The sequence below is a fragment of the Mycobacteroides salmoniphilum genome (assembly GCF_004924335.1).
Classification (GTDB): Bacteria; Actinomycetota; Actinomycetes; order Mycobacteriales; family Mycobacteriaceae; genus Mycobacterium; species Mycobacterium salmoniphilum.
The window spans coordinates 4,208,767-4,231,122 of sequence record NZ_CP024633.1 but is presented as its reverse complement, the minus strand read 5'-3'; the positions used below and the strand labels follow the sequence as shown (position 1 = coordinate 4,231,122).

Genomic DNA, 22,356 nt, shown 5'->3' with positions numbered 1-22,356 from the left:
TTTCTCGCACTTATGTCGCCAGAATTGCGCGCAGCATCGAGAACATGTCGGAGCGCGATTCGGCGCCGAGCCGACGTCGAATGCGGGCGACGTGATGCTCGACCGTCTTCGCTGAAATGAACAGTTGCGCACCGATATCGCGATAGGGAAGGCCGCGGAGCAGCAGCTCGGCAACCTCGCGCTCGCGATCGGAAAGACGCGTCGATGTCGGCGAATGTGAAGCCGAGGAGGGCGGGGCAGTCCCGTCGGGGCTGTCGGTCGCGGCCGACGGTGCCCGGAGATCGCGGGCCAGCGCGAGCATTGCGGCGGCCACCTTAGGGTCGTTCGCATGCAGCGCGGCCTGGCTGGCCAACCGGGTGGCATCCCAGCCCAGACCGGCATCGGCCAGCATCCGCGCGGCGGTGTCCACCTCTGCGCCGTCCACCTGATGGGCGAGCACGCGCAGCCAGGTACGCCCGGCGGTCGCCAGCGTGCGCGCGTACGGGCTGGATCCCGCGGCCGCGGCAAGCGCCTGCCCGTGCGGAGCGAGGCTCTCGGGGGAATTGGTCAGGATCGCCGCGTGCACCCCTGCCCACCGCAGTGGCGCGGACCAGGCGATGGGATCGCCGAGCTGCGCCAGCACCGCGAAGGCGCGGTCGACATGGTGTGCCATCGCGTCCAGGGTGCGTAGCCGCGCCGCGGCCACCCAGAGCTCACCAACGGGCAGCAGCGTATAGAGGTCGATCGAATACGCCGACAAGGCATCCATGGAGGCCTGCCAGTGCTGACGCAGCGGACCGGTGTCGCCGTGACGGCGGGCGATGCCCGTCCGTAGCGATGCGGCGAACAGGCGGTCGCGGCGGGAGAGTTCGGCATCGGCCCCGGGCAGCCATTGGGTGGCTGCGCCCAGGTCGCCGGACAACATCGCGATCCAGGCGGCGAGCAGCCGATGCCGCACCGCGAAGACGTCATGCGGCAGGTCGGTGCGAATCGCTCCGGTGAGAATGCTGCGGGCCCGTGCCGTGTCGCCGCCGTGCAGCATGGTCAATGCCGCGAGCGCCACGGTGCTGTCCGGGGCGAAGGAAGACGTCGATGGCTGTTGCGTGACGGCCTGTCCCAGCAGGGACAGTGCCTCCTGGCTCCGGTCCTCGGCAGCGGCGATGACCCCCAACGCGGCGTTTCGTGTCGCGGTGGCCGATGTCGTTGGTGGAGCTCCTACGTTGTCTTCCAAAATTTTCCGCGCACTCGCCAACTGGCCGATGCCGACGAAAACGGGCGCCGCGGACAGGGCCGTCTGGCTGTCCAGATCCGAACCCAGCCAGTCGTATAAGGCCGCGGCCTGACCGGAGTCTCCGTTATGGCAGGCGATGGCCGCCGCGATGCGCACGGCTGCCGCGCGATGTCCCGGGTCGGTGGCGGTGAGCACCTGGTCGGCCTGGGCGGCGGCCGCGGCCAGGTCACCCGCGCGAGCCAGGGACTCGGCCAACGGCACCCTGAGCGGGCCCGGATCGGCGCCTGCTGTCAGGGCAGCCCGGTACAGGTCGGCGGCGCTGAAGGGGTCGGATTCGGTTGCCGCCCAGTCTGATAACAGGCCGGCGATCGCCGTGTCGCGCAGTCCGTGCGCTACCAGGGCCAGGGCCAAGTCGGCGGACACCGAACCGATATCGAGCTGTGTGCGCAACAGCGATCGCTCAAGATCGAGGTGCCGTGCAGCTCCGAGTAGTCGCGCGGAGCACCCGTGCACTCTCGACGCGAACGCGATCTGACCGGGGCCGGGAACCAATCCGCTCGTCAGTGCCTCGTCGAGAAGATCTTCGGCATCGGAAAGTGTAAGCGCCGCAGCGATATCGGAGGCTCCGATGCCGGCGTCCAGGGACATCAGCAGCACGGCGGCCTGAGCCGGCGTCGATAGGCGGCGCAGGTGTTCGTCAATGCGGGTATCGATCGCGCGCAGTGCCGATTCGAGTGGATCTGCCCCGCTCAGATGATCGATGGCTGCTGCGGTCAGCGCCAGCACACCGCCGGAGGCGGCGGCGATCTCCTCGGCATGAGCGGCTGAGCGAGGTGAAAGCCGGGTGATATCACCCGTGTTGACGGGATCTAGCGTGATGGAGGGCGACTCGCGCTCCAGAGCCTGAAAGAGGGCGCGCAGGGCCGGATTGCGTCGGGGTGTCGCGGCCACGACCACGATGGCCCCCGGATCGTTCTCCACGACAGCGCGCAGGGTGTCGAGCTGGCGGTCGGTCAGACAGTGGGCATCGTCGATGACGAATGGGCCGACTTTCCCGCCGGGCGCCGTCTCGGGGACATGGTTGACCGGCGCTGAACCGTTGTTGCTCAAGACATCCCGAACCCGAGACAGGATCGACGATTTGCCGCTGCCCGCCGTGCCGCTGATGAGCACCTTCACGGCGCCGCCAGCGGATAACGCCTGCGTGATAGTCGTTATCGCCGAGGCGATTCCTTCGAATGTCCCGGATGTCCCGTTGTCCCGAGGGGCGTTCAGTTGCGCGGACCGATCGGGATCGGGGGCAGGCCCGGAATGGTGATCGCCGGTCGGGGTGTCGACGTGGAGACGGGCTGCGTTGTCGTGGTCGTCGGCGGGGTGGTGGTCGTCGTCGGCGGTGTCGTGGTGGTTGTGGTCGTCGTGGTTGTTGTGGTGGTCGTTGTCGTGGTGGTCGGCGGTGTCGTCGTCGTGGTCGTCGTCGTGGTGGGCGGTGGCGGCGGCGGAGGCTCAGGCGATGGCGGCGGCGGTTGCACCGACTGCGTCACGGTGTGGGTCTGCGGGGGTGGCGGGGGTTCCGGCGATGGCGGTGGCTCGGCCGGGGCGTCACCGGTGCTCGGCACCACGCTCACGCTGGGTGTCGTCGGGGCGGGGGCAGGCGATTCACTGCTGGTCAGGGACACCATCATTCCGGTGAAGGCGATGCCCGCCACGGCGGCCGCCGCGATGAACCACACCAGCGGCCGGCGATACCACGGCAGCGGCGGATAGTCGTCGTAGTCGTCATTGGCCGCATACGGCTCGTGGCTGAACTGAAGCTCGGGGCGGGCGGTAGTGGGTTCGATGGGGCCGTGGTACTCGTCGTCGAGGTCGACGGTGTATCCGGTGTCGTACCCGCTCTGGTAGCCAGTCTCTTGCAGCGGCGCGAGGTCGGGAGCCGAATCATCTTGAGACCAAGCCAATTCTGGCGCGTCGTTGGCGGCCGCGGCAGCGGCCACCGGGGCGGCGAAGGTTCCGGTGCCGGTTGGCGCCGGGCGCATCATGGTGGCATCGCCCGGCGGTTGCTCGACCGGCCGCATCGCGGTGGCGTCCTGCGGGGGCAGGTCAGGCCGGGTGGCAAGTAGGGCCACCCCGCGCGCGGCCGCAAGCTGTGGCTGGGGCCCGGTGATGACCGGCACCCGCATCCGCTCGGAAAGCTGTTGGGTGACAAGGGGAATGCTCGCACCACCGCCCACCGAGGCGACGGCGTTGATGTTCGCCGGATGAATTCCGTTGCGCTCCACGGTGTCCTGAATGGCATTGATCAGGTTGGACAACGGTCCACGCAGATGGTCCTCAAGCTCGGTGCGAGTGAGCCGGACATCCGTGGTGATCCCGGGAAGCTCGACCGGCACCGTGGTCGCGGTCTCGCCGGAGAGCCGCTCCTTGGCCAGACGGCACTGCTCGCGCAGCCTCGTCAGTGCGCCCACCGACGTGGTGCCCTCCGGATCCTGATTCAGACCGGTGAGCACCTGCGTCAGCAGCATCTGGTCGATCTGCTGGCCGGAGAATTCGGCGAATCGGACGGTCTGCCCGATCTGCTGGAATCCGCGCGCCGCGTCGGCGAGGGTGATGCTGCTGCCCGAGCCGCCGAGATCGCACACCACCACGACGCCACGGTCGGGCACCCCGGGTCCGGCGGCCAGTGATTCGAGGGCGGCGCGCGCATCGGGGATCAACGTCAGCTGCCGCCCGCCCGGAGCAAGGGCGGGAACGCGGTCGATGGCGTCCCGCAGCGTGCTGACGGTCTGCGGGCTCCAATGGGCGGGGATCGACGCGGACAGCACCGGAGGCGCGGTGAACTCGGCAGCGGAGGCCGCGTCGGCGATCAAGACGCGCATCGCCTCGGTGAGTGCCCATTCGGCCCGGTGAACCGATCCGTCCGCGGCCACGATGCCCACGGGGTCGCCGACCCTGCCGACGAATCCGGTGAGCGTCAACCCTGGATGGCTGGGTACCCCAACCTCGGGCGGACCGTCCTCATGCAGGGTGAGGATCGAACTGCGTACGACGGGTTGGCTCTGTGGGTCGTCGGGTGTCGCGACCAGTTGAGTGGCGCCGATCGACAGTCCCAGTGCGTTGGCCATACCTATCCGTTCGTTTTGCGGCGCTGTGGTGTTTCACCCCGCAGCCCAACAGTAGGGGATGACGGTCGTCACACCCCCTAATGACGACACATCCCCTAACGCGCGTCCCCCAATGGGTGCCGGTGGGAAACGGGACGCGCCCCGTAGCCGGGGCTCAGGGTGGCTCCTACCATCGCAGACATGGGCAATAACCTGTTGGATTTCGTCATGGCGCTGGTCCGTGACCAGGACATGGCCGCGCAATACGCGGCCAATCCCGAACAGGTCATTGCCGATGCGCACCTGGACGGAGTCCAGCCCGCGGATGTCTCCGCGCTGATCCCGGTGGTCAGCGAGTCGATACCGGCCGCCCTGGGAACACAGGCCTCGCAGTTCGCCGCGAACCCGGCGGCGGCGGATCTGACGCACGCGGTGCATACGGCGATTCCAGCCGACAACATCTGGGCGAGTGGTGCCGCGACCAGTGCCTTCCAGGCGTTCGATTCACCGTTCACCGCGCCGACGCATGACCCGAGCCTGGATGCGGGTCTGCATGCCGCCACCAGTGCGGTATCGGATCTGGCCGTTCGTCAGGACGCGATCACCGTCCCCGACCAATTCAGTCCATCGGCCGACAGTGCGGTCGCCGCGATCGACCAGTTCCAGGCTCCGTTGCACGCGGCCCCGTCGGGATTGGACGCATCGGGGTTCGAGCCTGCGCATTTCGGGTCCGACATGGGGGCCGGAGGTTCCGGCGATGCGGGTCTGCAGGATCCGTTCTTCGATCATGGAGATCCTGGGCATCACCCCGGCATCGATCACGATCCCGGAATCGACCAGTTCTAGCGCCGAGCGCGGCGTGCGAGCACGCGGTCGAGCGATAGCCGGGCGTCATCTGCCGTGAGCGCCAGAAGCAGGAACCCCCAGCAGAGCGTGGCCGCGAAGGCTCCGCCGTTTTGCATAGGTTCCCAATGCACCGGCAGGTGTTCGAAGAAGTATGCGTAGGCCATCATTCCCGCCGCGAGGACCGCGGACACTCGTGTCCACAGTCCCACCGTCAGCAGGACGCCGAGTATCAGCTCGAACACGCCCGCCCACCAGTACGGCCAGTTGAGGAACGGCTCGGGATGTCCGGAACCGGTGGGTGATCCGCTCCACCAGCCGAAGATCTTCTGAGTTCCCTCCAACAGGAAGATGACCCCGAACACCAGGCGGGCGCCCGTGGGAATGACCCATCGCGCGATCTGACCAGCACGCCGAGCGTTCATGAATTCTCCTCGTTGGTTCGATAGGCGTGGTGCGGCGTCGCTGGATGTCAGAAGGTGCAATACGCCCTGAACAGCGCCACCAGTACCGCGCCCGTGAGAGCCGTCGGAAGTAATGCGAAGCCGAGCTTTAGTCGGCCCCGCCCTATCGATGCGCGGCCGGTGGGTCCCTGGGCCCGCAGCCAGATGAGCCGCACCGCCACCGATTCGCTGGACATGTTCAGCGCACCAAGCACCGCCACACCTGACGTGCTCATTGCCAGCAGTGCGGCGTGCACAGTACGTGGCCCGTGAGCCCGCGCCGCCGCATCGTCGGCCGCCAGCTCCACCATCAGCCTCACCATTTCTGGCGCACGGCGCATCAACGGCAGCATCGGAAGTGCCGCCGCGGCGATATCGGCGCACAGTACCGCCACGTGGTGCCTGCCGCGAATGTGGGCCAACTCGTGCTCGATCACTGCCGCGCACTGTTTTTCGCCGAGGCGGCGGATGCCATGCGTGGCTACCACCGCTGGCCGAGCGCCACCGAGGCTGTAGGCGATCGGCCGGGGATCGTCGATCCAATGGACTTGTCCGGAGCGATACGTTGCCGCCCGCAGCATCCAGAAGTGACGGGCGCGCAGCCGGCGCGCGGAGCGCAGGCTGCGCATTGCCACGAACGCGATCCGAGCCAGGATGGTCAGCGGCAGCAGCGAGATCCCAAGCTGAACAAGGGTTCCGAAAGATGAGTGCGGGATGGTTCCGCTCAGGCATCCGCCCACCAGCGTCGTGACACCGCGGGTGTCCAGTACGTGAGGAAAGAGCAGCAACGTCGCGGACAACGCCGTGAGCACCAGGAAGGCCATCAGGGCTCCGAGCCATGCCGCCAGCGCGGCGGCGGGCAGCAACGTGGGACGCACGGTCGGTCGCAGACATGCCGGTCCGGCGACACCAATGAGGGCGGCACTTGTCATCAACACCAGGGCGACGGTCATGTCAGGCCACCTCGGCGGAGGATCCTGCGCAGCACCGTGGATTCCTCCGGGGAGGCAGATCCGGCGAAGTGCAGGAGCACCCCTTCCGCATCGCCGCTGGCGGCCAAGACCTCCCGGACCATCCGCGCTGCCGCGGCTTCGCGCGTTTCGGCCGCTCGGTAGCGGAACGCCCGCCCCACCTTCTCGCGCGTGACGTGCCCTTTGTTGTGGAGATTGTCGAGGACCGTCATGACTGTTGTGTAGGCCAAGGGGCGATCCAGCCGATCCAGGACATCACGGACAGTCACTGGCTCGGCCACGGACCACAGCACCTCCATGATCGTCGCCTCCCGCTCACCGAGGCCGAACAGGTCACGCACGCGCAGTCTCCTTCTGTCTAGCCGCGGTCATCGGCGTCCTCTCTCGTTCTGCCACTTCGCTTTCGGGTGCCGCTCGCCGCAGTGGCGCGGGGATGCAGCAGGCGCATCAGGACTACCACGAATGCGATACACGCGATCCCGAGCGCCACGGCCGCGTTCGGCAGGTGGGAGGTGAGATCTTGCAGCCGCGCCTGCATGTCGAACTGAGTATCGCTGCCGGTGATCCCGCCCAGTGCGGCCGTCCCGTCGGTGGCCACGAAAAATACCCCGATCACGAGGAACATCCCGCCGGAGACGAGGTTGGTGGAGTGGGTCCGGAACCGTCCGATCCGGATCTCGCGTCCCCGGACCCAGCGTCGGTGCGACAGCCCCAACCGCCCCCAGGCGAATGCCAGTACGAACAAGGGCGCCGCCATTCCCAGTGAGTACAGCGCCATCAGCAGAGCGCCATAGACCGGGCTGGAGCCGATGGCGGCCACCGTCAACACGCTCCCGAGTATCGGCCCGGAGCAGAATCCCGCGAGCGCGTACACGGTGCCGAGCATCAGGACTGACAGGCCCGAAGACAGGTCGAGGCGAGCCGCCGCACGCGCTGCCGGGCCGATGCGGAAGCCGAACCCGGCGATGATCGCCACGCCGAGCACGATCATCAGCAGGCCTCCCGCCGTTGTCACCTGGGCGCGGTATTCGGTCAGCAGCGCGCCGATCGCGCCCACTCCCGCACCCAATGGCACCAGCACGGTCAGCATGCCCAGGTAGAAGAGCCCGGTCCTGCGCAGAAGCAGGCCGGCCCTGTCGAAGGAGTATGCGAAGAACGACGGCAGGAGCATCGCTGAGCATGGGCTGACCAAGGTCAGAACCCCACCGAGCAGGGCGCCGAGGACTCCGACATCGATCACCGCTGCGCCTGCTCGATGACGGATACGAAGACGTCCAACGGCTGGGCACCGACCACGGGCCTGTCGTTGATCACGAACACGGGCGTAGAGGCCGCACCGATCGCGACTGCTTCCTGAATATCTTGTTGTACGGCAGGCAGCAGCCGATCGCTCGCGAGCGCTGCCTGGAAGCGGGCCAGATCCGGGACTCCCGCTTCGCGAGCCCGCTCGAGGAGGACCTCGTCGGTCAGCTCGGCATGGCCGCGATCCGGTGCGTGCCGAAATACGACCCGGTTGAACTCCCAGAACCTGCCTTGTTCAGCTGCTGCCCGACCGGCCTTGGCGGCCTGCACCGATTGCGCGCCGAAGATCGGGAGATCGCGCCATTCGATCCGCAGTTTCCCGGTGTTGACGTAGCGCTCGACGAGTTGCGGTTCGGTGTCCCGGCTGAATTTCGCACAGAAGGGGCAGCGGTAATCCGAATAGATGACCAGCACTACCGGGGCATCGACGGGGCCGAGTGCCATCGGATCATTCGCGTGCAGCCGAGCCATGCTGTTGTGGTGGCCGGTGGCCGCGGGCGAGTTGATCGATGCGGTGCTCTTGCTGCTCAGATCGAAGAACAGGTACGTGACCAGCACGATGATCACCACGCCCAAGATCCCGGCGATCCAGATATCACGCTGACGGGTTTCGCTTCGCCGCACTATTTCCCTCTTTCGATCTACTAACCAACTTAGTAATTAACTACTAGGAAAGATAGTAGGTACTTGCTAGCTTGGTGCGTAATTACGCCGTCTCTGCTGTTCAGGGCGTTACGTCGCCCTAGTTTTTGGCAGCGAGAAGTGGGTGATCGTGGGTGATGGACGGCCGGCGCATCGTGCCCCTAGGTACCCCCTAATCCCCTAATGGGGAGGGTCGCGGACCCCCATGGGGGATCTGCGGAGAAGGGGAAGTTCTCCCGTTTTCAGGGCACGTGCAGGTTCGTAGGTTTGTATTCAGTTCGACCGGACAGACCCGGTTGACTCCGATCCCCCAAGGAGACCCAATGTCCATCATCGACTTCATCCTCAACCTCTTCCGTGACCCGGTGCAGGCTGCAAGCTACGTCGCCGACCCGCAGACCTCTTTGGCCAACGCCGGGCTGTCGGCCGTCACCGCCGCGCAGGTGGGTGCGGTCATGCCGGTCGTCGCCGAGTCGGTGGCCTCCAACTACGGCTACCAGTCGCAGTGGGTCAACACCGGCAGCCCGATGAACGACCTGTCGGGCAACCTGCAGAACTACTACGCCGCGCAGCCCGATGCCCCGAGCATCCTGTCGCCGTCACTGCTGAGCCCCCGGGACAACTTCAGCCCCCGCAACAACGACTTCATGAGCCACAACGACACCGAGTTCGCGAGCCACAACCCCATCGCGAGCGGTAACCAGGTCATGAGCCCGAGCGGGAACGTGGACAGCTTCAACCGCGGACCGCTGCTGGACCTGAACTTCGGCGATCTGCAGTTCGGTAACCGCGACACCAACGCCATCGGCGACGGTGCGGTGGCCGTGGGCGGAAGCAACTCCGGTCCCATCGCCTCCGGCAAGGGCTCCACCGCGGTCAACGGTGATGTGCGCGACAGCAACATCATCAACGCCGACCACGGCGGCAAGGTCAACGTGGACCAGAGCGACACCCGGGTCGGCGGCGACTACACCAACGTCAGCGGGCACGGCTCGGCCGGCATCGACAAGAGCGTGACCGTCGTCGACGATCACTCACAGCGCAACACCACCAACATCAACGATTCGTTCAACACCGATCGCTCGACGAACATCGGCTCGGGTAACACCACCCACACCGATATCGCCTCGCACAACCAGGTGAAGACGCAGACGGATATCGGTTCGCACAACCAGACGAGCACCAGCACCGATATCGCGTCGCACAACAAGGTGAACACCGATATCGCGTCCAACAACCAGGCGCACACCGGCACGTCGTTGAGCAACTCGCACACCAACGCGATCAACGATTCGCTGAACACCTCGCACTCCGCATCCAGCAGCACCGCGGTGGGCACCTCGCACAGCAGCGCCATCAACGATTCGCTGAGCAGCCCGCTCAACGCGTCGCACAGCTCCTCAATGAACGAGTCGTTCAACTCCTCGATGGGCTCGCATGGCGCGGCCGGTACCGGATTCGAGGCCCAGGCGCAGGCCCAGGGTCACGCGTCGGCCACCGACCACACCGCCCTGCCGGGAACCGAGCACCACTGATCCCCGGGCGCGATGCCCCGCACCGCTGAGGTGCGGGGCATCCGCATGGCTGCCGGATCAAACGGTGCCGGCCTGATGAAGTGGCACAGTAATGAGGAATTTCGAGCGAGAAGGGTTAGGGAGCCGTGTCTGACACCGCACAGGATGGCCAGCAGCAGCTTGCGCTCGTCAATGAGCTGTTGGGGCATGTGCGCAAGATCGCGGGCGAGAACGATCGGGGGGACCTGATCGACCGCTTGGACCGGGTAGACCAACTTCTCGTGGACCGTCCGCTGCGCGTCGTGGTGGCCGGTCAGCTCAAGCAGGGCAAGAGTCAGCTGGTGAACTCGCTGCTCAACATGCCGGTAGCGCGGGTGGGTGATGACGAAACCACCTCGGTGACAACCGTTATCGGCTACGGTGAGCAGCCCTCGGCCGCCCTGGTGGTGGCGCCCGCCGAACAGTACGACGGGGGTGGGCTTGCCGGCGAGCCCGAGATCATCCCGATTCCGGTCGCCGATATCGGCAAGGATCTCAAGCGAGCACCGCAGGCCCAGGGCCGTGAGGTGCTGCGGGTGGAAGTCAAAGTTGCCAGCCCGATGCTCAAAAGTGGTCTGTGCCTGGTGGATACACCCGGGGTTGGCGGTTTCGGTCAGCCGCATCTGTCGAGCACACTGGGGCTGTTGCCCGACGCCGACGTCATGCTCATGGTCAGCGACCTCAGTTCTGAGTTCACCGAACCCGAACTGGTCTTCATCCAGCAGGCGCTCGACCTGTGCCCTGTCGCGGCGATCGTCAACACCAAGGCCGACCTGTACCCCCACTGGCGGGCAGTGGTGGCCGCCAACTCCGCACATCTGCAGCGCGCCAAGATCACCGTGCCCGCCATCGCCGTGTCGTCGGCGCTGCGCTCGCATGCGTTGCAGCTCAACGACAAGGAGCTCAACGCGGAGTCGAACTTCCCCGCGTTGGTGACCTTCCTCAGCAATGCCATCGCCGATCAGCAAGCCAACACGCGGCAGCAGGCCGTAGCTGAGATCGGTTCGGCGTCCGAGCATCTCACGCTCACCCTGGATGCCGAACTCAGCGCATTGCAGGATCCCCAAAGCCGCGATGAGCTCACCTCGGATCTGGAACGGCGCAAGCGCGAAGCCGAGGAAGCGCTGGCCCATACCGCGCTGTGGCAGCAGGTTCTCGGTGATGGCATCACCGACGTGTCGACCGATATCGAGCATGATCTGCAATCCCGATTCCGGCGCATCCTGCAGCGGACAGAAGAGGTTATCGACCGCACCGACCCCACCAAGAACTGGGCGGAGGTCGGCGCAAAACTTGAGCAGGCCGTGGCCAATTCGGTGGGAAACAATTTCGTCTGGGCGCATCAGCGGGCGACGCACCTGGCTGCCCAGGTGGCCGAGACCTTCGCCTCCGCCGGCCTGGACTCGGTGAAAATGCCACGCCTGCGTGCCAGTGAGATGGGCGCCGATCTCAGCGATCTGAAGTCGCTGTCGAAACTGGAGGCCAAGCCGATCAAATTGGGACACAAGGCGGTCACCGGACTGCGCGGGTCCTACGGCGGCGTCATCATGTTCGGCATGCTGACCACCGTCGCCGGGCTCGGGATGTTCAACCTGATCTCGCTGGGCGCCGGCGCGATGCTGGGAAAGAAGACCTACACCGAGGACATGGAGAATCGGATGCTGCGCATCCGGGGCGAGGCCAAGACCAACGTCCGCCGTTTCCTCGATGACGTGTCCTTTGTGGTGCTCAAGGAGTCGCGGGACCGGCTGCGACTGGTACAGCGCCAGCTTCGGGATCACTTCCGCGACATAGCCAATCAGACCACGCGCTCGCTCAACGAGTCGCTGCAGGCGGCCATCGCGTCGGCACGGCTGGAAGCAGAGGATCGCGATGCACGCACCCGCGAGGTGGAGCGCCAGTTGCATATCCTTCGCCAGGTCAGTACCCATCTTGAGGGACTGGAAGGGCTGCGGCCGTCCACATGAGCAGCATTGATCTGGCTCGCGTCATCATCGGTGACGCGATGCGCGCCTATCAGGGCGATCCGCGGTACGCGCGGGTGGCCGAGCCGCATGAGGAACTCAAGCGCATCGCGGCCAGGCTCGACGAGCCGCTCCGGGTCGCCATCGCGGGAACCCTCAACGCCGGTAAATCTACGCTGGTCAATGCGCTTGTCGGAGAAGACATCGCACCCACGGATGCCACGGAGGCCACCCGAATCGTGGCGTGGTTTCGCCACGGCGCCGTCCCGCAGGTCACTGCCAATCTGTTCAGCGGCGCACGCCAGGACATTCCGATTCGTCGTGATGGGGGCCTTTCCTTCGTGCTTGACCGGCTCGACCCGGCCTCGGTGGCCGACCTTGATGTCCATTGGCCCGCACCGGAATTGAATGAGATAACTCTCATCGACACCCCGGGGACATCGTCGCTGTCCACCGATGTCTCCGAACGCAGCCTGGCGCTGTTGGTACCCGAAGACGGTGTGCCACGGGTCGATGCGGTGATCTTTCTGCTGCGCAGCCTGAACGCCGCCGATATCGGGCTGCTGACCCAGATCGGCAAGCTGGTCGGTGGAGAGCGTGGGGGAGCTGTCGGGGTGGTCGGCGTGGTTTCGCGGGCCGACGAGATTGGGGTAGGGCGGCTCGATGCGATGTTGTCCGCGCGCGAGGTGGCCGCCCGGTTCGCCGGAGAGATGGAACGCACCGGGATCTGTCAGGCCGTTGTGCCGGTTGCGGGACTGCTGGCGCTGACCGCGCGCACCCTGCGACAGGCGGAGTTCCTCGCGCTGCAGAAGCTGGCCGAAGTGGATCCGCAGATGCTGGCCAAGGCCCTCCTGTCGGTGGACAGGTTTGTGCGTGAAGATGATTCACTGCCGGTCGATGCGCAGACGCGGGCCGCGCTGCTGCATCGGTTTGGCATGTTCGGTATCCGGATCGCGGTGGCTGTCATTCGGGTCGGAGGCGCGTCCGAGATCACCGCGACCGGGCTGGCCGAGGAACTTCTCGAACGTAGCGGCCTGGTGGAGCTGTACAACATCATCGCGAATCGGTTCGGTCAGCGCGCGGGCATCCTCAAGTCGCATACCGCACTGCTGTCGGCTCGACAGGTACTGACCGCTCATCCGGTCCAGGGCGGGCGCCAGGTCATCGAGGACATCGATCCGCTGCTCGCCGACACGCACGCCTTCGACGAGCTGCGGCTGCTGGCGGAGCTCTCCTCGCGGACCACCACGCTCACCGAACACGAGACGGTGCTCATTCGCAGGCTGCTGGGGGCGTCCGGCACGGATGCCGCTGCCCGATTGGGTCTGGACGAGACGCGCCCGGATCCGCGGCGTGCGGCCCTCGATGCGGTGGGACGCTGGCGGGCGCGGGCCGCGTATCCGCTCAATGATCCGTTCACCAGCCGGCTGTGTTTGGCCGCGGTCCGCAGTGCCGAAGGCATACTCACCCAGTTGTCTACGCACGAGCGCCCGGCATACTGAGCACATGATGATGCGTCTGTTGGCCGCGACCGGGGTCCTCGCGGCCGGATTCAGCACGGCGACGGCAGCGGCCGATCCCACCCCTAATCCGGCCGGGCCCGCATCCAGGCCCGTGCCCGCCAGTGTGTGGATCAGCCCCGGCGAGATTCCCATGAACGGCGAATACCACTGGTCAGCGGCCAACCCGACCGCAACGGGCCGGGCTTCCTTCCTCAGCATGCGGCTCTGTGGCACCACGTCGGCGGACGTGCTGCCGCCGGCCTCAGCCATTGCCACGCAGGCCGCGTCCGGCACCGCGGCGTCCGTGGTGCAGGCGGCGGGGCAGTGGCCCGAAGGAAACACCGATGGAGCCTCGGCCTTCCAGAGCGCTATTCGGTCTCAGCTCAACTACTGCCCGGGAGTCGGTGACGTCATCAGCGTCGACTTGCGCCCTGCGCCTTCGTGGTACGGCTTTGCGGCGACTCTGCTGGTAGGCAAGGAGCGCGACAACCCCACCAGCGAGGTGCACATCTACAACGTGGTTCCGCCGGAGTCGGGCACCGTTTCGGAGCTTGCGGTCACGGTGCCCCGCACGGGCCGCGAGCCCTCGCCGTGGAAGCCCGTCGATGATGCGACGGTCTTGCGTGCGCTCGCCCAGCCGTTGTGCAAGGGCTCCTGCTAAGGCGGGATTTCGTGTGACGATGCGCGGGTGGCTGCGGGCAGTTTCGGCGATGGCCGTGATTGCCTGCGTGGGGAATGCGGTTCCGGCGGCGGCGGATCCAAAGCCCTTGCCCGACACCGTGTGGACCAACCCGCGGGACATTCCCATGGACCACGTCTCACACTGGGCTCCCTTGGCGCGCAACGCAACCTCGGTCGACCGCCCGGCCTTCTGGTCGGCGAATATCTGCTTCTCGCTGGGAGAGAGTCTGCCGCAATCGCCCGAATCGGCGTCGTCGTCGGTGAGCTCGGACGAGTCCGGGTGGACGGCGGTGCAGGTGATCGCGCACTGGCCCGGCGACACCTCGGTGACCGATCAGTACGCCTCGACCGTCTATCGGTCCCTACGCGCCAGGCTGGATCATTGCTTCAACGCCATCGGTGCTCAGGTCACGGTGGCCGACCTACCCAACGGGCATGCGGCCACCGTGAGCCTGCCGGCGCAGGGCGGCAAGCAACCTCAGTACCGGCTATACGTCGTGGAGCCGCCGGGCACCGGGACGGTGGCCGAACTGACCGTGACAAACGCCATCACCGGTGCCGTCGGTTCGCCCTGGGTAGACGCCGACGACCAGCAGGTTCTGCGAAATGTGGCAGCACCGATCTGCCGGACCGCCAAGAGCACCGCCTGCTGAAATTTGCGTTCAATTTTTGTCGCTTCGGATACCGAATCACCATCAACGCGTGCCCTTGACGGCGTAGCGTCCGGGGTATGCACGGACGCGGAGTCCTTTCAGGCGTATGCGGTATCGCGACGATCATTGCGATGGCTGTGTTGTTGACACCGGTGTCGATTCAGGTCGATACGGGCGGCGGATCGCAGTCGGTGACCTGCGGTATGCCAGTTGGCCCCCGACTTACCCGCTCGGCGGAGCTGGACAAGATCAGTTCCGCCGCGAACCAGTCGACGAATTACCACGACCAGTGCGCGGCCAAGCTCGATACGCGGCGCATCTGGGCTATTCCGATCGGTGTGCTGTCGTTCGTGATTGCGCTATGCGCGGCAGGTCACCTATGGAACGAGGCTTCCCCCGAAAAACCCGGCAGGACCCGTCAGGGCGTCACAGGTCCGCCGGGAATCCGGATGGCTCACTGACCGCCAACAGGCACCTGGACGTTGCCGCCGCCGGGAATCGGGATCACCACTGAGCGTCCGGTCGTGGTGGTCGGCGGGGCCGTCGTCGTGGTAGTCGTCGGCTGAGTGGTCGTGGTGGTTGTCGTATCCGTGGTCGTGGTCGTCGGCGCAGTGGTCGTCGTTTCGGCGCTCTGACTCGGCGATTCGGAGACGGTCTCGGTCACCGTGGAGTTGCCGCCGGTGGTGCTACCGGAGCCGCCATGTCCCTCGTGGCCGCCGGAGTTGGCCGGTGCCGAACTGCTGGGCGTCGAGGATGTCACCGAGGTGGTGCTCCCGGCGGGGGCAGGCTTGTCGCTTCGGGTAATCACGAAGGCGATGATCACCGCAATGACCGCCACCGCCGCTCCTGCCAGGGCAATGAGCACGGCCGGCTGCTTGTACCAGGGGTTGGGCCCATCAGGTCCCTGATCGTGGTACTGCTCGTTGTACATCGTCGGGTCTTCTGGCGGCTCCGGGTAGGACATGATCCGGAGCGTAACCCAACTCCCTTAGAGGCCCGGGATTTGCGGGATCTGTGGAATAGGCGGGATTTGTGGGATCTGCGGAATCGGCGGAATAGCTGGCGGTGAGGGGATCGCGGGTGCCTGCCACTGGTACGTCGTCGAGGTCGGAGTGTCGTAGTACGTCGGCTCGGAGGTCGGCGCGGGCGGCACCGGCTCTTGCGTCGATTCGATGGTCGTGGTCGTGGTCGTGGTCGCGGTGGTGGTCGACGACGATTCAGGTGAAGGCTCTGTGGTGGTGGTGGTGCTCGGTGTCGACGTCAACGGCGTGTTGTCGTTGACCACACGCTTATCCGTGGACAACACGATCGTCATGAGCACCGCGACGATGGCAATGATCGCGGCAATGGTGCCCACGATTGCCGGTCCGGTCCGGTACCAGGGTGTCGGCTTCTCGCTCTCCTCGATCAACCCCGAGAAGTAGCTCTCGTCGTCATCGGGAGCGTTCGGTGTCTGGTGCTCACTCATCAGGTGCGGAGCCTAACCCAGAAAGTCAGCCGAATTGCGTGATCACCGTGGAGGCGAAGAACTCCAGTTGATCAAGATCCTGCATATCCAGCAGCTGGACATAGACCCGCTGGACACCGGCGTCCACGTAGGCGCCCAGCTTGTCCACCACTGCGTCGGGCGTGCCCGCGAGGGGACTGTTCTCGGTGATCTCGTCCACCTCGCGGCGCGCGTTCGCCGCGCGGCGGGCGACATCGGCATCTGTATCGCCGATGCAGACCGCGAAGGCCGCCGAGTAGATCATCGAATCCGCTGGCCGTCCAGCGGCTTCCACCGCCTGTGCCACGCGTGCGTACCGATCGGTGATGACGTCGACGGGTTGAAATGGCAGGTTGAACTCGGCGGCGAATCGAGCGGCGAGAGCCGGAGTGCGTTTGACGCCGAGACCGCCGATGACGATGGGTGGATGCGGCTCCTGCACGGGCTTGGGCAGCGCGGGGGAGTCGGTCACCGTGTAGTGCTTGCCGGTATAGGAGTAGGTGTCGCCGGTGGGGGTGGTCCACAGTCCGGTGAGAATGTCGAGCTGTTCTTCGAGGCGGTCAAACCGTTCACCCAACGGCGGGAAGGGAATCGCGTACGCCTCGTGCTCCTCGCTGAACCACCCCGCACCAAGACCTAAATCGACTCTGCCGCTACTCATCTCGTCGACCTGCGCGACCGTGATGGCTAGTGGTCCGGGATGCCGGAAGGTGGCCGACGTGACCAGGGTGCCCAGCCGGACGGCGGTCGTCTCCCGGGCGATGGCCCCGAGTGTCACCCAGGCGTCGGTGGGGCCGGGCAGCCCGTCGGCACCGCCCATCGCCAGGTAGTGATCGGACCGGAAGAACGCGGTGAACCCCAGCTGTTCGGCGGCTTGTGCCACGCGCAGCTGATCGGAGTAGGTGGCGCCCTGCTGCGGTTCAACGAATACCCGGAAGTCCATGACCGCCAGCGTACGTAAGGTCCCATCCCCGGGCGCCGGCGACTTGCACGGATCGTTACGGTGGTGGACAGGATCTGCGTGAGTTGACGAGTATGCGGTGAGAAGAGGGAAAGTGATATCACGCGTTGCGTTTTCGGCCATGGCCGTATTGGCTCTGGCTCTAGGTGTGGGGCTGGCCGGCTGTTCCGGAGCCGAGAAAAATGAGACGTCCTCCGGTAGCTCGCAGGCCCCATCCTCGCGATTGCTGAACTTCAATGCCAAGACCATCGACGGGGCCGACTTCGCCGGCAGCAGCCTTACCGGAAAGAAGGCGGTGCTGTGGTTCTGGGCGCCATGGTGCCCGACGTGTCAGAAGGAAGCCCCCGATCTACAGAAGGCAGCCATCGCGCATCCGGATGTCACCTTTGTGGGAGTGGCCGCCCAAGACCAGGTGTCCGCGATGCGCGATTTCGTGACCAAGTACGGCCTCACCTTTGTTCAGCTGGCAGACACCGACGCCAAGGTGTGGGCACTGTACGACGTCACCCACCAGCCGGCCTTCGCGTTCCTGGGATCTGAAGGCACGGCCGAGGTGGTCAAGAGCCCGCTATCGGGGCCAGATCTCGACAAGAGAATCGGGCAGCTGCGCTGACGCTGCGGTACTGACGTGATTGATACTGCAGCACTCACTTTCGCATTGGGAGCCGGGCTGGTGGCCGCGCTCAATCCGTGCGGCTTCGCGTTTCTCCCGGGTTATCTCGGACTGGTGATCGCCGGTAGCGATGGCACGACGTCGAGGCTGACGGCGGTCGCCCGGGCGGCGGCCGCGACCGTGGCGATGGCCGCTGGGTTCCTGACGGTGTTCGGGATTTTTGGGCTTGTCATCTCGCCGGTGATCGCGTCGGCCGGTCGGTACATGCCCTTCGCGACTGTGGTAATCGGTATTGCGCTTGTGGCGCTGTCGATCTGGTTGTTATCCGGGCGTGAGCTCACCGTTGTGCTGCCCGGGGTCTCCGGCGGGACGCCGACAGCCTCACTGCTCTCGATGTACGGCTATGGGCTCACCTACGCGGTGGCATCGCTGTCCTGCACCGTGGGGCCGTTCCTGGCAGTCATCAGCACCACCTTCAAACAGGGGTCCATCGTCTCAGGGGTGCTGGCCTTCATCGCCTACGGTGCGGGTATGGCGGTGACCGTCGGTGTCGCGGCATTAGCCGTTGCGTTGCTGGGAAATTCGGTACAGACCACGATGCGGACGGTCTTGCCCTATGTGGGACGCATCGCCGGGGTGATCGTGCTGCTGACCGGCCTGTACGTCACCTATTACGGCTACTACGAGATCCGGCTCAACTTCGGCGACGGGAGCGCCGACGATCCGGTGATCAGTGCGGCGAGCGAGGTGCAGACCTGGCTGGTGAGTGTGGTCGACGACATCGGGATATGGCCGCTGGTGGGTGGCATCGCGCTGATTGTGGTTGTCGCGGCGCTGAGTTCGTATGCCGTCAGAAGAGGACGCTGAGCTACCCGCGCTCCGCGAGTTCTGCGTATCCGTCCCGCAGTGAGCGCAGCTGCGCGGCCCCGTCGCCCGCGTACGACGATCCGTGCATGATGGCGAGCGTGGTCGGCCCGAGGTCGGCGAGCTGATCAAGCGTCGGCGTCAGCGTGGTGGTCAGGCCGGTCGCGTGGAAGACCCCCTCGGCCGCCAGGGCCGGCGCCACGCAGTCGGATGCGGTGAGCGCCGGGCCCTGCCCGGTGTGGGTGAACAGGTCTCCGCAGAACAGCGTCGCGGTGATGTCGTCGAACCAGAGCCCGGCCTCCCAGTTGTGGGGGATATGCGGAGTGGCAAGGAACCTCAGACGGTGCCCGCCGATGTCATGCGCCTCCTCACTCACGGCGACGGGTGGCCGGTCGCACATGTCGTTGAGCGAGAGCATGCATGCCAACGGACTATGGATGACCTCGGCGTGCGGGGCCGCGGCGAGGAACTGGTTCGTCGAGCCGCATTCGTCTGCCTCGACATGACCGAACGAGATCCAGCGCAGTGACTCCAGCGCAATGACGCGTGACACGGCCTGGGAGACGTTCGGATAGAGGAATTTCTGGCCGGTGTGAAAGAGGAACGGTTGGTCGCCGGTGAGCAGAAACTGGTTGAAGGTGAAGCCGTGCTCGGTGATATCCGGGATCCAGGTCGAGAACCGGAAGACGCCCCTCTGCGATCTCATCGACGGCGGTGTCCATGGCTTTAGTCTGCGCCCGCGCATGCCGCGGGGCCAGAGAATCGGCTGCGGCGGGGTGACCAAAACCCCAGCTCGGAGCCGTGGGAACAAATACGCGCAGTGACCCGTTGAGCTGTATGTCGAACTTGAGTCATGTAGGCTCAACTATGGCTTGACGAAAAGATCTGGGCAAGGCAAACTTGAGTGGATCTCACTGAAGGCAATGAGGTAACAAACAGGAGGAATGAACTATGGCTCGTGCGGTCGGAATCGACCTCGGGACCACCAACTCCGTTGTCGCCGTCCTCGAAGGCGGCGACCCGGTAGTTGTCGCGAACTCGGAAGGCTCTCGTACCACCCCGTCTGTCGTTGCGTTCGCGCGCAATGGCGAGGTGCTGGTCGGGCAGCCTGCCAAGAACCAGGCGGTGACTAACGTCGACCGGACCATTCGTTCGGTCAAGCGGCATATGGGCACCGATTGGTCCGTTGAAATCGACGGAAAGAACTACAACCCCCAGGAGATCAGCGCCCGCACGCTGCAGAAGCTGAAGCGCGACGCGGAGGCGTACCTGGGTGAGGACATCGTTGACGCGGTCATCACCGTGCCGGCGTACTTCAACGACGCCCAGCGTCAGGCCACCAAGGAAGCCGGCCAGATCGCCGGTTTGAACGTGCTGCGCATCGTCAACGAGCCGACCGCGGCCGCGCTGGCCTATGGCCTGGATAAGGGCGAGAAGGAACAGACCATCCTGGTCTTCGACCTCGGTGGTGGCACCTTCGACGTGTCGCTGCTGGAAATCGGCGACGGTGTCGTCGAGGTGCGGGCGACCTCCGGTGACAACCACCTCGGTGGTGACGACTGGGATGAGCGCATCGTGACCTGGCTCGTCGACAAGTTCAAGGCCAGCGCCGGTATCGACCTGACCAAGGACAAGATGGCCATGCAGCGTCTGCGTGAGGCTGCCGAGAAGGCGAAGATTGAGCTGTCCAGCTCGCAGAGCACCTCGATCAACCTGCCGTACATCACGGTGGACGCGGACAAGAACCCGTTGTTCCTCGACGAGCAGCTGACGCGTGCGGAGTTCCAGAAGATCACTCAGGATCTGCTGGACCGCACTCGCAAGCCGTTCCAGTCGGTCATCAAGGACGCGGGCGTTTCCGTGGCCGATATCGACCACGTGGTGCTGGTGGGTGGTTCCACCCGCATGCCCGCGGTCACCGATCTGGTCAAGGAACTGACCGGCGGCAAGGAGCCCAACAAGGGCGTCAACCCCGATGAGGTTGTCGCCGTGGGTGCCGCGCTGCAGGCCGGTGTGCTCAAGGGCGAGGTGAAAGACGTTCTGCTGCTGGATGTCACCCCGCTGTCCCTCGGTATCGAGACCAAGGGCGGCGTGATGACCAAGCTGATCGAGCGCAACACCACCATCCCCACCAAGCGGTCCGAGACCTTCACCACGGCGGACGACAACCAGCCGTCGGTGCAGATCCAGGTGTACCAGGGTGAGCGCGAAATTGCTTCGCACAACAAGCTCCTGGGCTCCTTCGAGCTGACCGGCATCCCGCCGGCCCCGCGCGGTGTGCCGCAGATCGAGGTCACCTTCGACATCGATGCCAACGGCATCGTGCACGTGACCGCGAAGGACAAGGGCACCGGCAAGGAGAACACGATCAAGATCCAGGAGGGCTCCGGCCTTTCCAAGGAGGAGATCGACCGGATGATCAAGGACGCCGAGGCGCACGCCGACGAGGACAAGAAGCGTCGCGAAGAGGCGGACGTCCGCAATCAGGCCGAGTCGCTGGTCTACCAGACGGAGAAGTTCGTCAAGGAGCAGCGTGAGCCCGCCGAAGGCGCCGAGAAGGTTGTCTCCGACGAGACCCTCGCCAAGGTCGACGACGCCATCGCCGATGCCAAGAAGGCACTGGAAGGCACCGATATCGGCGCCATCAAGGAGGCCATGGAGAAGCTCGGCGAGCAGTCACAGGCGCTGGGTCAGGCCATCTACGAATCCGCGGCCGCGAAGGCTCAGGCCGAGGGCGCCGGTGCCGAAGGTGGCGCAGGCTCCGCCGACAGTGATGTCGTGGACGCCGAGGTAGTTGACGAGGAGAAGGACAGCAAGTGACCCCGTCAGGTGGGCAAGATCGGGATGACGAACGCGAACCGGTGACCGTTACCGATAAGCGCCGGATCGATCCCAACACCGGCGCGGTTCGCGAGGAGGCAAAGGTGGCCGGAGCCGCGGGGTCGGCGACATCCAACCCCGAAAAGCAGGCTGCCACAGCGGAACCGGGTGCTTCGGCACCCGGGGCCGCGGCCTCCGAGGGCGAATCGGATGTGGATGCCAAGGTGGCCGAACTGACGGCCGACCTGCAGCGTGCGCACGCCGACTTCGCCAACTACCGCAAGCGGGTGGAACGGGACCGGCAGGCCGTCATCGATTCGGCCAAGGCATCCGTGGTCACTCAGCTGCTGGGCGTGCTCGATGACCTCGACCGCGCTCGGGAGCATGGCGACCTGGAATCAGGTCCGCTGCGCAGTGTTTCGGACAAGCTGACCGCAGCTTTTGAAGGGCTGGGGTTGGTGACATTCGGTGCCGAGGGGGACGACTTCGATCCCTCGTTACACGAGGCGGTTCAGCACGATGGCCAGGATGGCCACCCCGTACTGGCCGCGGTGCTGCGCAAGGGCTATCAGATGGGCGATCGGGTACTCCGGACCGCGATGGTCGTGGTGACCGACGGCAGCCCGAAAGATCCGGCCACGCCGGAAAGCGGCGACACGGCGCAGGATCAGCCCGAAACAGCGGGTGCCGAAACGCAATCCAAGACAGAATCAGAGTAAGAACTGCACAGCACGACCCGATGGACGCGAA

The 22,356-nt window shown here is 65.6% G+C and carries 21 protein-coding genes and 1 pseudogene; 11 read left to right on the top strand and 11 right to left on the bottom strand.

The genetic code is table 11. The annotated features are described in order from the left end of the window. Nucleotides 1–10: 10 nt before the first annotated feature. Both iniR and DSM43276_RS20945 read right to left on the bottom strand, forming a co-directional pair. Nucleotides 11–2,419: an isoniazid response ATPase/transcriptional regulator IniR gene (gene iniR, locus DSM43276_RS20950; protein WP_211196782.1), complete on the bottom strand. Its 2,409-nt coding sequence runs from the start codon at nt 2,417–2,419 to the stop codon at nt 11–13. A gap of 62 nt (nt 2,420–2,481) precedes the next feature. Further along, nucleotides 2,482–4,329, bottom strand: a complete 1,848-nt coding sequence (locus tag DSM43276_RS20945; RefSeq protein ID WP_136629140.1) for an Hsp70 family protein — start codon at nt 4,327–4,329, stop codon at nt 2,482–2,484. Between the two features lie 180 nt (nt 4,330–4,509). Here DSM43276_RS20945 and DSM43276_RS20940 point away from each other — a divergent pair, with 180 nt between their 5' ends. Then, entirely contained in the window at nt 4,510–5,154 is a 645-nt protein-coding gene (locus DSM43276_RS20940) for an Rv0340 family IniB-related protein (protein ID WP_078328243.1), read from the top strand. On the opposite strand, the gene DSM43276_RS20935 is transcribed toward DSM43276_RS20940, so the two are convergent. Genes DSM43276_RS20935 through DSM43276_RS20915 form a run of 5 tightly spaced genes read right to left on the bottom strand, consistent with a single transcriptional unit; the run spans nt 5,151 to nt 8,491 of the window. After that, complete coding sequence (locus tag DSM43276_RS20935) at nt 5,151–5,576, bottom strand: DoxX family protein (protein ID WP_078328242.1); 426 nt, start codon at nt 5,574–5,576, stop codon at nt 5,151–5,153. The two genes, DSM43276_RS20940 and DSM43276_RS20935, sit on opposite strands and share 4 nt — an antisense overlap. A 47-nt stretch (nt 5,577–5,623) precedes the next feature. Continuing rightward, complete coding sequence (locus DSM43276_RS20930; RefSeq protein ID WP_078328241.1) at nt 5,624–6,547, bottom strand: M56 family metallopeptidase; 924 nt, start codon at nt 6,545–6,547, stop codon at nt 5,624–5,626. Continuing rightward, entirely contained in the window at nt 6,544–6,906 is a 363-nt protein-coding gene (locus DSM43276_RS20925) for a BlaI/MecI/CopY family transcriptional regulator (protein ID WP_078299665.1), read from the bottom strand. Before DSM43276_RS20925 ends, DSM43276_RS20930 begins: the two co-directional genes overlap by 4 nt. Nucleotides 6,907–6,923: 17 nt before the next feature. Further along, complete coding sequence (locus DSM43276_RS20920; RefSeq protein ID WP_078328240.1) at nt 6,924–7,805, bottom strand: cytochrome c biogenesis CcdA family protein; 882 nt, start codon at nt 7,803–7,805, stop codon at nt 6,924–6,926. After that, on the bottom strand, nt 7,802–8,491 hold the full coding sequence (locus DSM43276_RS20915; protein ID WP_078328239.1) for a DsbA family protein: 690 nt from the start codon (nt 8,489–8,491) through the stop codon (nt 7,802–7,804). Before DSM43276_RS20915 ends, DSM43276_RS20920 begins: the two co-directional genes overlap by 4 nt. A gap of 341 nt (nt 8,492–8,832) precedes the next feature. On the opposite strand from DSM43276_RS20915, the gene DSM43276_RS20910 reads away from it, so the two are divergent. The 6 genes from DSM43276_RS20910 (at nt 8,833) to DSM43276_RS20885 (ending at nt 15,323) form a co-directional block, all read left to right on the top strand. Then, the gene (locus tag DSM43276_RS20910) at nt 8,833–10,044 is read left to right on the top strand and encodes an IniB N-terminal domain-containing protein (RefSeq protein WP_078328238.1); all 1,212 of its coding nucleotides are present in this window, start codon (nt 8,833–8,835) and stop codon (nt 10,042–10,044) included. A 125-nt stretch (nt 10,045–10,169) separates the two neighbouring features. Continuing rightward, on the top strand, nt 10,170–12,029 hold the full coding sequence (locus DSM43276_RS20905) for a dynamin family protein (protein WP_078328237.1): 1,860 nt from the start codon (nt 10,170–10,172) through the stop codon (nt 12,027–12,029). Continuing rightward, entirely contained in the window at nt 12,026–13,528 is a 1,503-nt protein-coding gene (locus DSM43276_RS20900) for a dynamin family protein (protein ID WP_078328236.1), read from the top strand. The genes DSM43276_RS20905 and DSM43276_RS20900 overlap by 4 nt, the downstream gene beginning before the upstream one ends. A 4-nt stretch (nt 13,529–13,532) precedes the next feature. Next, on the top strand, nt 13,533–14,189 hold the full coding sequence (locus DSM43276_RS20895; protein ID WP_078328235.1) for a hypothetical protein: 657 nt from the start codon (nt 13,533–13,535) through the stop codon (nt 14,187–14,189). 19 nt (nt 14,190–14,208) lie between these two features. Then, nucleotides 14,209–14,862, top strand: a complete 654-nt coding sequence (locus DSM43276_RS20890) for a hypothetical protein (RefSeq protein ID WP_078328234.1) — start codon at nt 14,209–14,211, stop codon at nt 14,860–14,862. A 77-nt stretch (nt 14,863–14,939) separates the two neighbouring features. Further along, nucleotides 14,940–15,323 carry a hypothetical protein gene (locus DSM43276_RS20885; RefSeq protein WP_078328233.1) on the top strand — a complete coding sequence of 128 codons (384 nt, stop codon included), beginning with the start codon at nt 14,940–14,942 and terminating at the stop codon, nt 15,321–15,323. Here DSM43276_RS20885 and DSM43276_RS20880 read toward each other — a convergent pair. From DSM43276_RS20880 to DSM43276_RS20870, 3 genes are read right to left on the bottom strand one after another with little or no spacing between them, the layout of a single operon-like run. Further along, the gene (locus DSM43276_RS20880; RefSeq protein WP_078328232.1) at nt 15,317–15,793 is read right to left on the bottom strand and encodes a hypothetical protein; all 477 of its coding nucleotides are present in this window, start codon (nt 15,791–15,793) and stop codon (nt 15,317–15,319) included. The genes DSM43276_RS20885 and DSM43276_RS20880 overlap by 7 nt on opposite strands. A gap of 57 nt (nt 15,794–15,850) precedes the next feature. Then, a complete protein-coding gene (locus tag DSM43276_RS20875; RefSeq protein WP_078328231.1) occupies nt 15,851–16,330 on the bottom strand; it encodes a hypothetical protein in 480 nt (159 codons plus the stop codon). 25 nt (nt 16,331–16,355) lie between these two features. Beyond that, complete coding sequence (locus tag DSM43276_RS20870; protein ID WP_078328230.1) at nt 16,356–17,291, bottom strand: LLM class F420-dependent oxidoreductase; 936 nt, start codon at nt 17,289–17,291, stop codon at nt 16,356–16,358. 139 nt (nt 17,292–17,430) lie between these two features. Between DSM43276_RS20870 and DSM43276_RS20865 the strand changes: the two genes are divergently transcribed. Both DSM43276_RS20865 and DSM43276_RS20860 read left to right on the top strand, forming a co-directional pair. Continuing rightward, the gene (locus DSM43276_RS20865; RefSeq protein ID WP_078328229.1) at nt 17,431–17,922 is read left to right on the top strand and encodes a redoxin domain-containing protein; all 492 of its coding nucleotides are present in this window, start codon (nt 17,431–17,433) and stop codon (nt 17,920–17,922) included. 15 nt (nt 17,923–17,937) lie between these two features. After that, nucleotides 17,938–18,789: a cytochrome c biogenesis CcdA family protein gene (locus tag DSM43276_RS20860; RefSeq protein WP_078328228.1), complete on the top strand. Its 852-nt coding sequence runs from the start codon at nt 17,938–17,940 to the stop codon at nt 18,787–18,789. A gap of 1 nt (nt 18,790) precedes the next feature. Here the strand turns inward: DSM43276_RS20860 and DSM43276_RS20855 are convergent. Beyond that, nucleotides 18,791–19,508: pseudogene (locus DSM43276_RS20855) on the bottom strand (oxygen-binding di-iron domain-containing protein). Between the two features lie 229 nt (nt 19,509–19,737). On the opposite strand from DSM43276_RS20855, the gene dnaK reads away from it, so the two are divergent. Next, on the top strand, nt 19,738–21,606 hold the full coding sequence (gene dnaK / locus DSM43276_RS20850) for a molecular chaperone DnaK (RefSeq protein WP_078326052.1): 1,869 nt from the start codon (nt 19,738–19,740) through the stop codon (nt 21,604–21,606). Beyond that, complete coding sequence (grpE, locus tag DSM43276_RS20845; RefSeq protein ID WP_078328227.1) at nt 21,603–22,325, top strand: nucleotide exchange factor GrpE; 723 nt, start codon at nt 21,603–21,605, stop codon at nt 22,323–22,325. The genes dnaK and grpE overlap by 4 nt, the downstream gene beginning before the upstream one ends. Nucleotides 22,326–22,356 lie beyond the last annotated feature (31 nt).

Excerpts from the sequence above, each read along its gene's own strand:
- DSM43276_RS20945 (WP_136629140.1), bottom strand. The coding sequence starts at position 4,329 with ATGGCCAACGCACTGGGACTGTCGATCGGCGCCACTCAACTGGTCGCG.
- DSM43276_RS20940 (WP_078328243.1), top strand. The coding sequence starts at position 4,510 with ATGGGCAATAACCTGTTGGATTTCGTCATGGCGCTGGTCCGTGACCAG.
- DSM43276_RS20935 (WP_078328242.1), bottom strand. The coding sequence starts at position 5,576 with ATGAACGCTCGGCGTGCTGGTCAGATCGCGCGATGGGTCATTCCCACG.
- DSM43276_RS20930 (WP_078328241.1), bottom strand. The coding sequence starts at position 6,547 with ATGACCGTCGCCCTGGTGTTGATGACAAGTGCCGCCCTCATTGGTGTC.
- DSM43276_RS20910 (WP_078328238.1), top strand. The coding sequence starts at position 8,833 with ATGTCCATCATCGACTTCATCCTCAACCTCTTCCGTGACCCGGTGCAG.
- DSM43276_RS20900 (WP_078328236.1), top strand. The coding sequence starts at position 12,026 with ATGAGCAGCATTGATCTGGCTCGCGTCATCATCGGTGACGCGATGCGC.
- DSM43276_RS20895 (WP_078328235.1), top strand. The coding sequence starts at position 13,533 with ATGATGATGCGTCTGTTGGCCGCGACCGGGGTCCTCGCGGCCGGATTC.
- DSM43276_RS20890 (WP_078328234.1), top strand. The coding sequence starts at position 14,209 with ATGCGCGGGTGGCTGCGGGCAGTTTCGGCGATGGCCGTGATTGCCTGC.
- DSM43276_RS20885 (WP_078328233.1), top strand. The coding sequence starts at position 14,940 with ATGCACGGACGCGGAGTCCTTTCAGGCGTATGCGGTATCGCGACGATC.
- DSM43276_RS20880 (WP_078328232.1), bottom strand. The coding sequence starts at position 15,793 with ATGTACAACGAGCAGTACCACGATCAGGGACCTGATGGGCCCAACCCC.
- DSM43276_RS20875 (WP_078328231.1), bottom strand. The coding sequence starts at position 16,330 with ATGAGTGAGCACCAGACACCGAACGCTCCCGATGACGACGAGAGCTAC.
- DSM43276_RS20870 (WP_078328230.1), bottom strand. The coding sequence starts at position 17,291 with ATGGACTTCCGGGTATTCGTTGAACCGCAGCAGGGCGCCACCTACTCC.
- DSM43276_RS20865 (WP_078328229.1), top strand. The coding sequence starts at position 17,431 with ATGGCCGTATTGGCTCTGGCTCTAGGTGTGGGGCTGGCCGGCTGTTCC.
- dnaK (WP_078326052.1), top strand. The coding sequence starts at position 19,738 with ATGGCTCGTGCGGTCGGAATCGACCTCGGGACCACCAACTCCGTTGTC.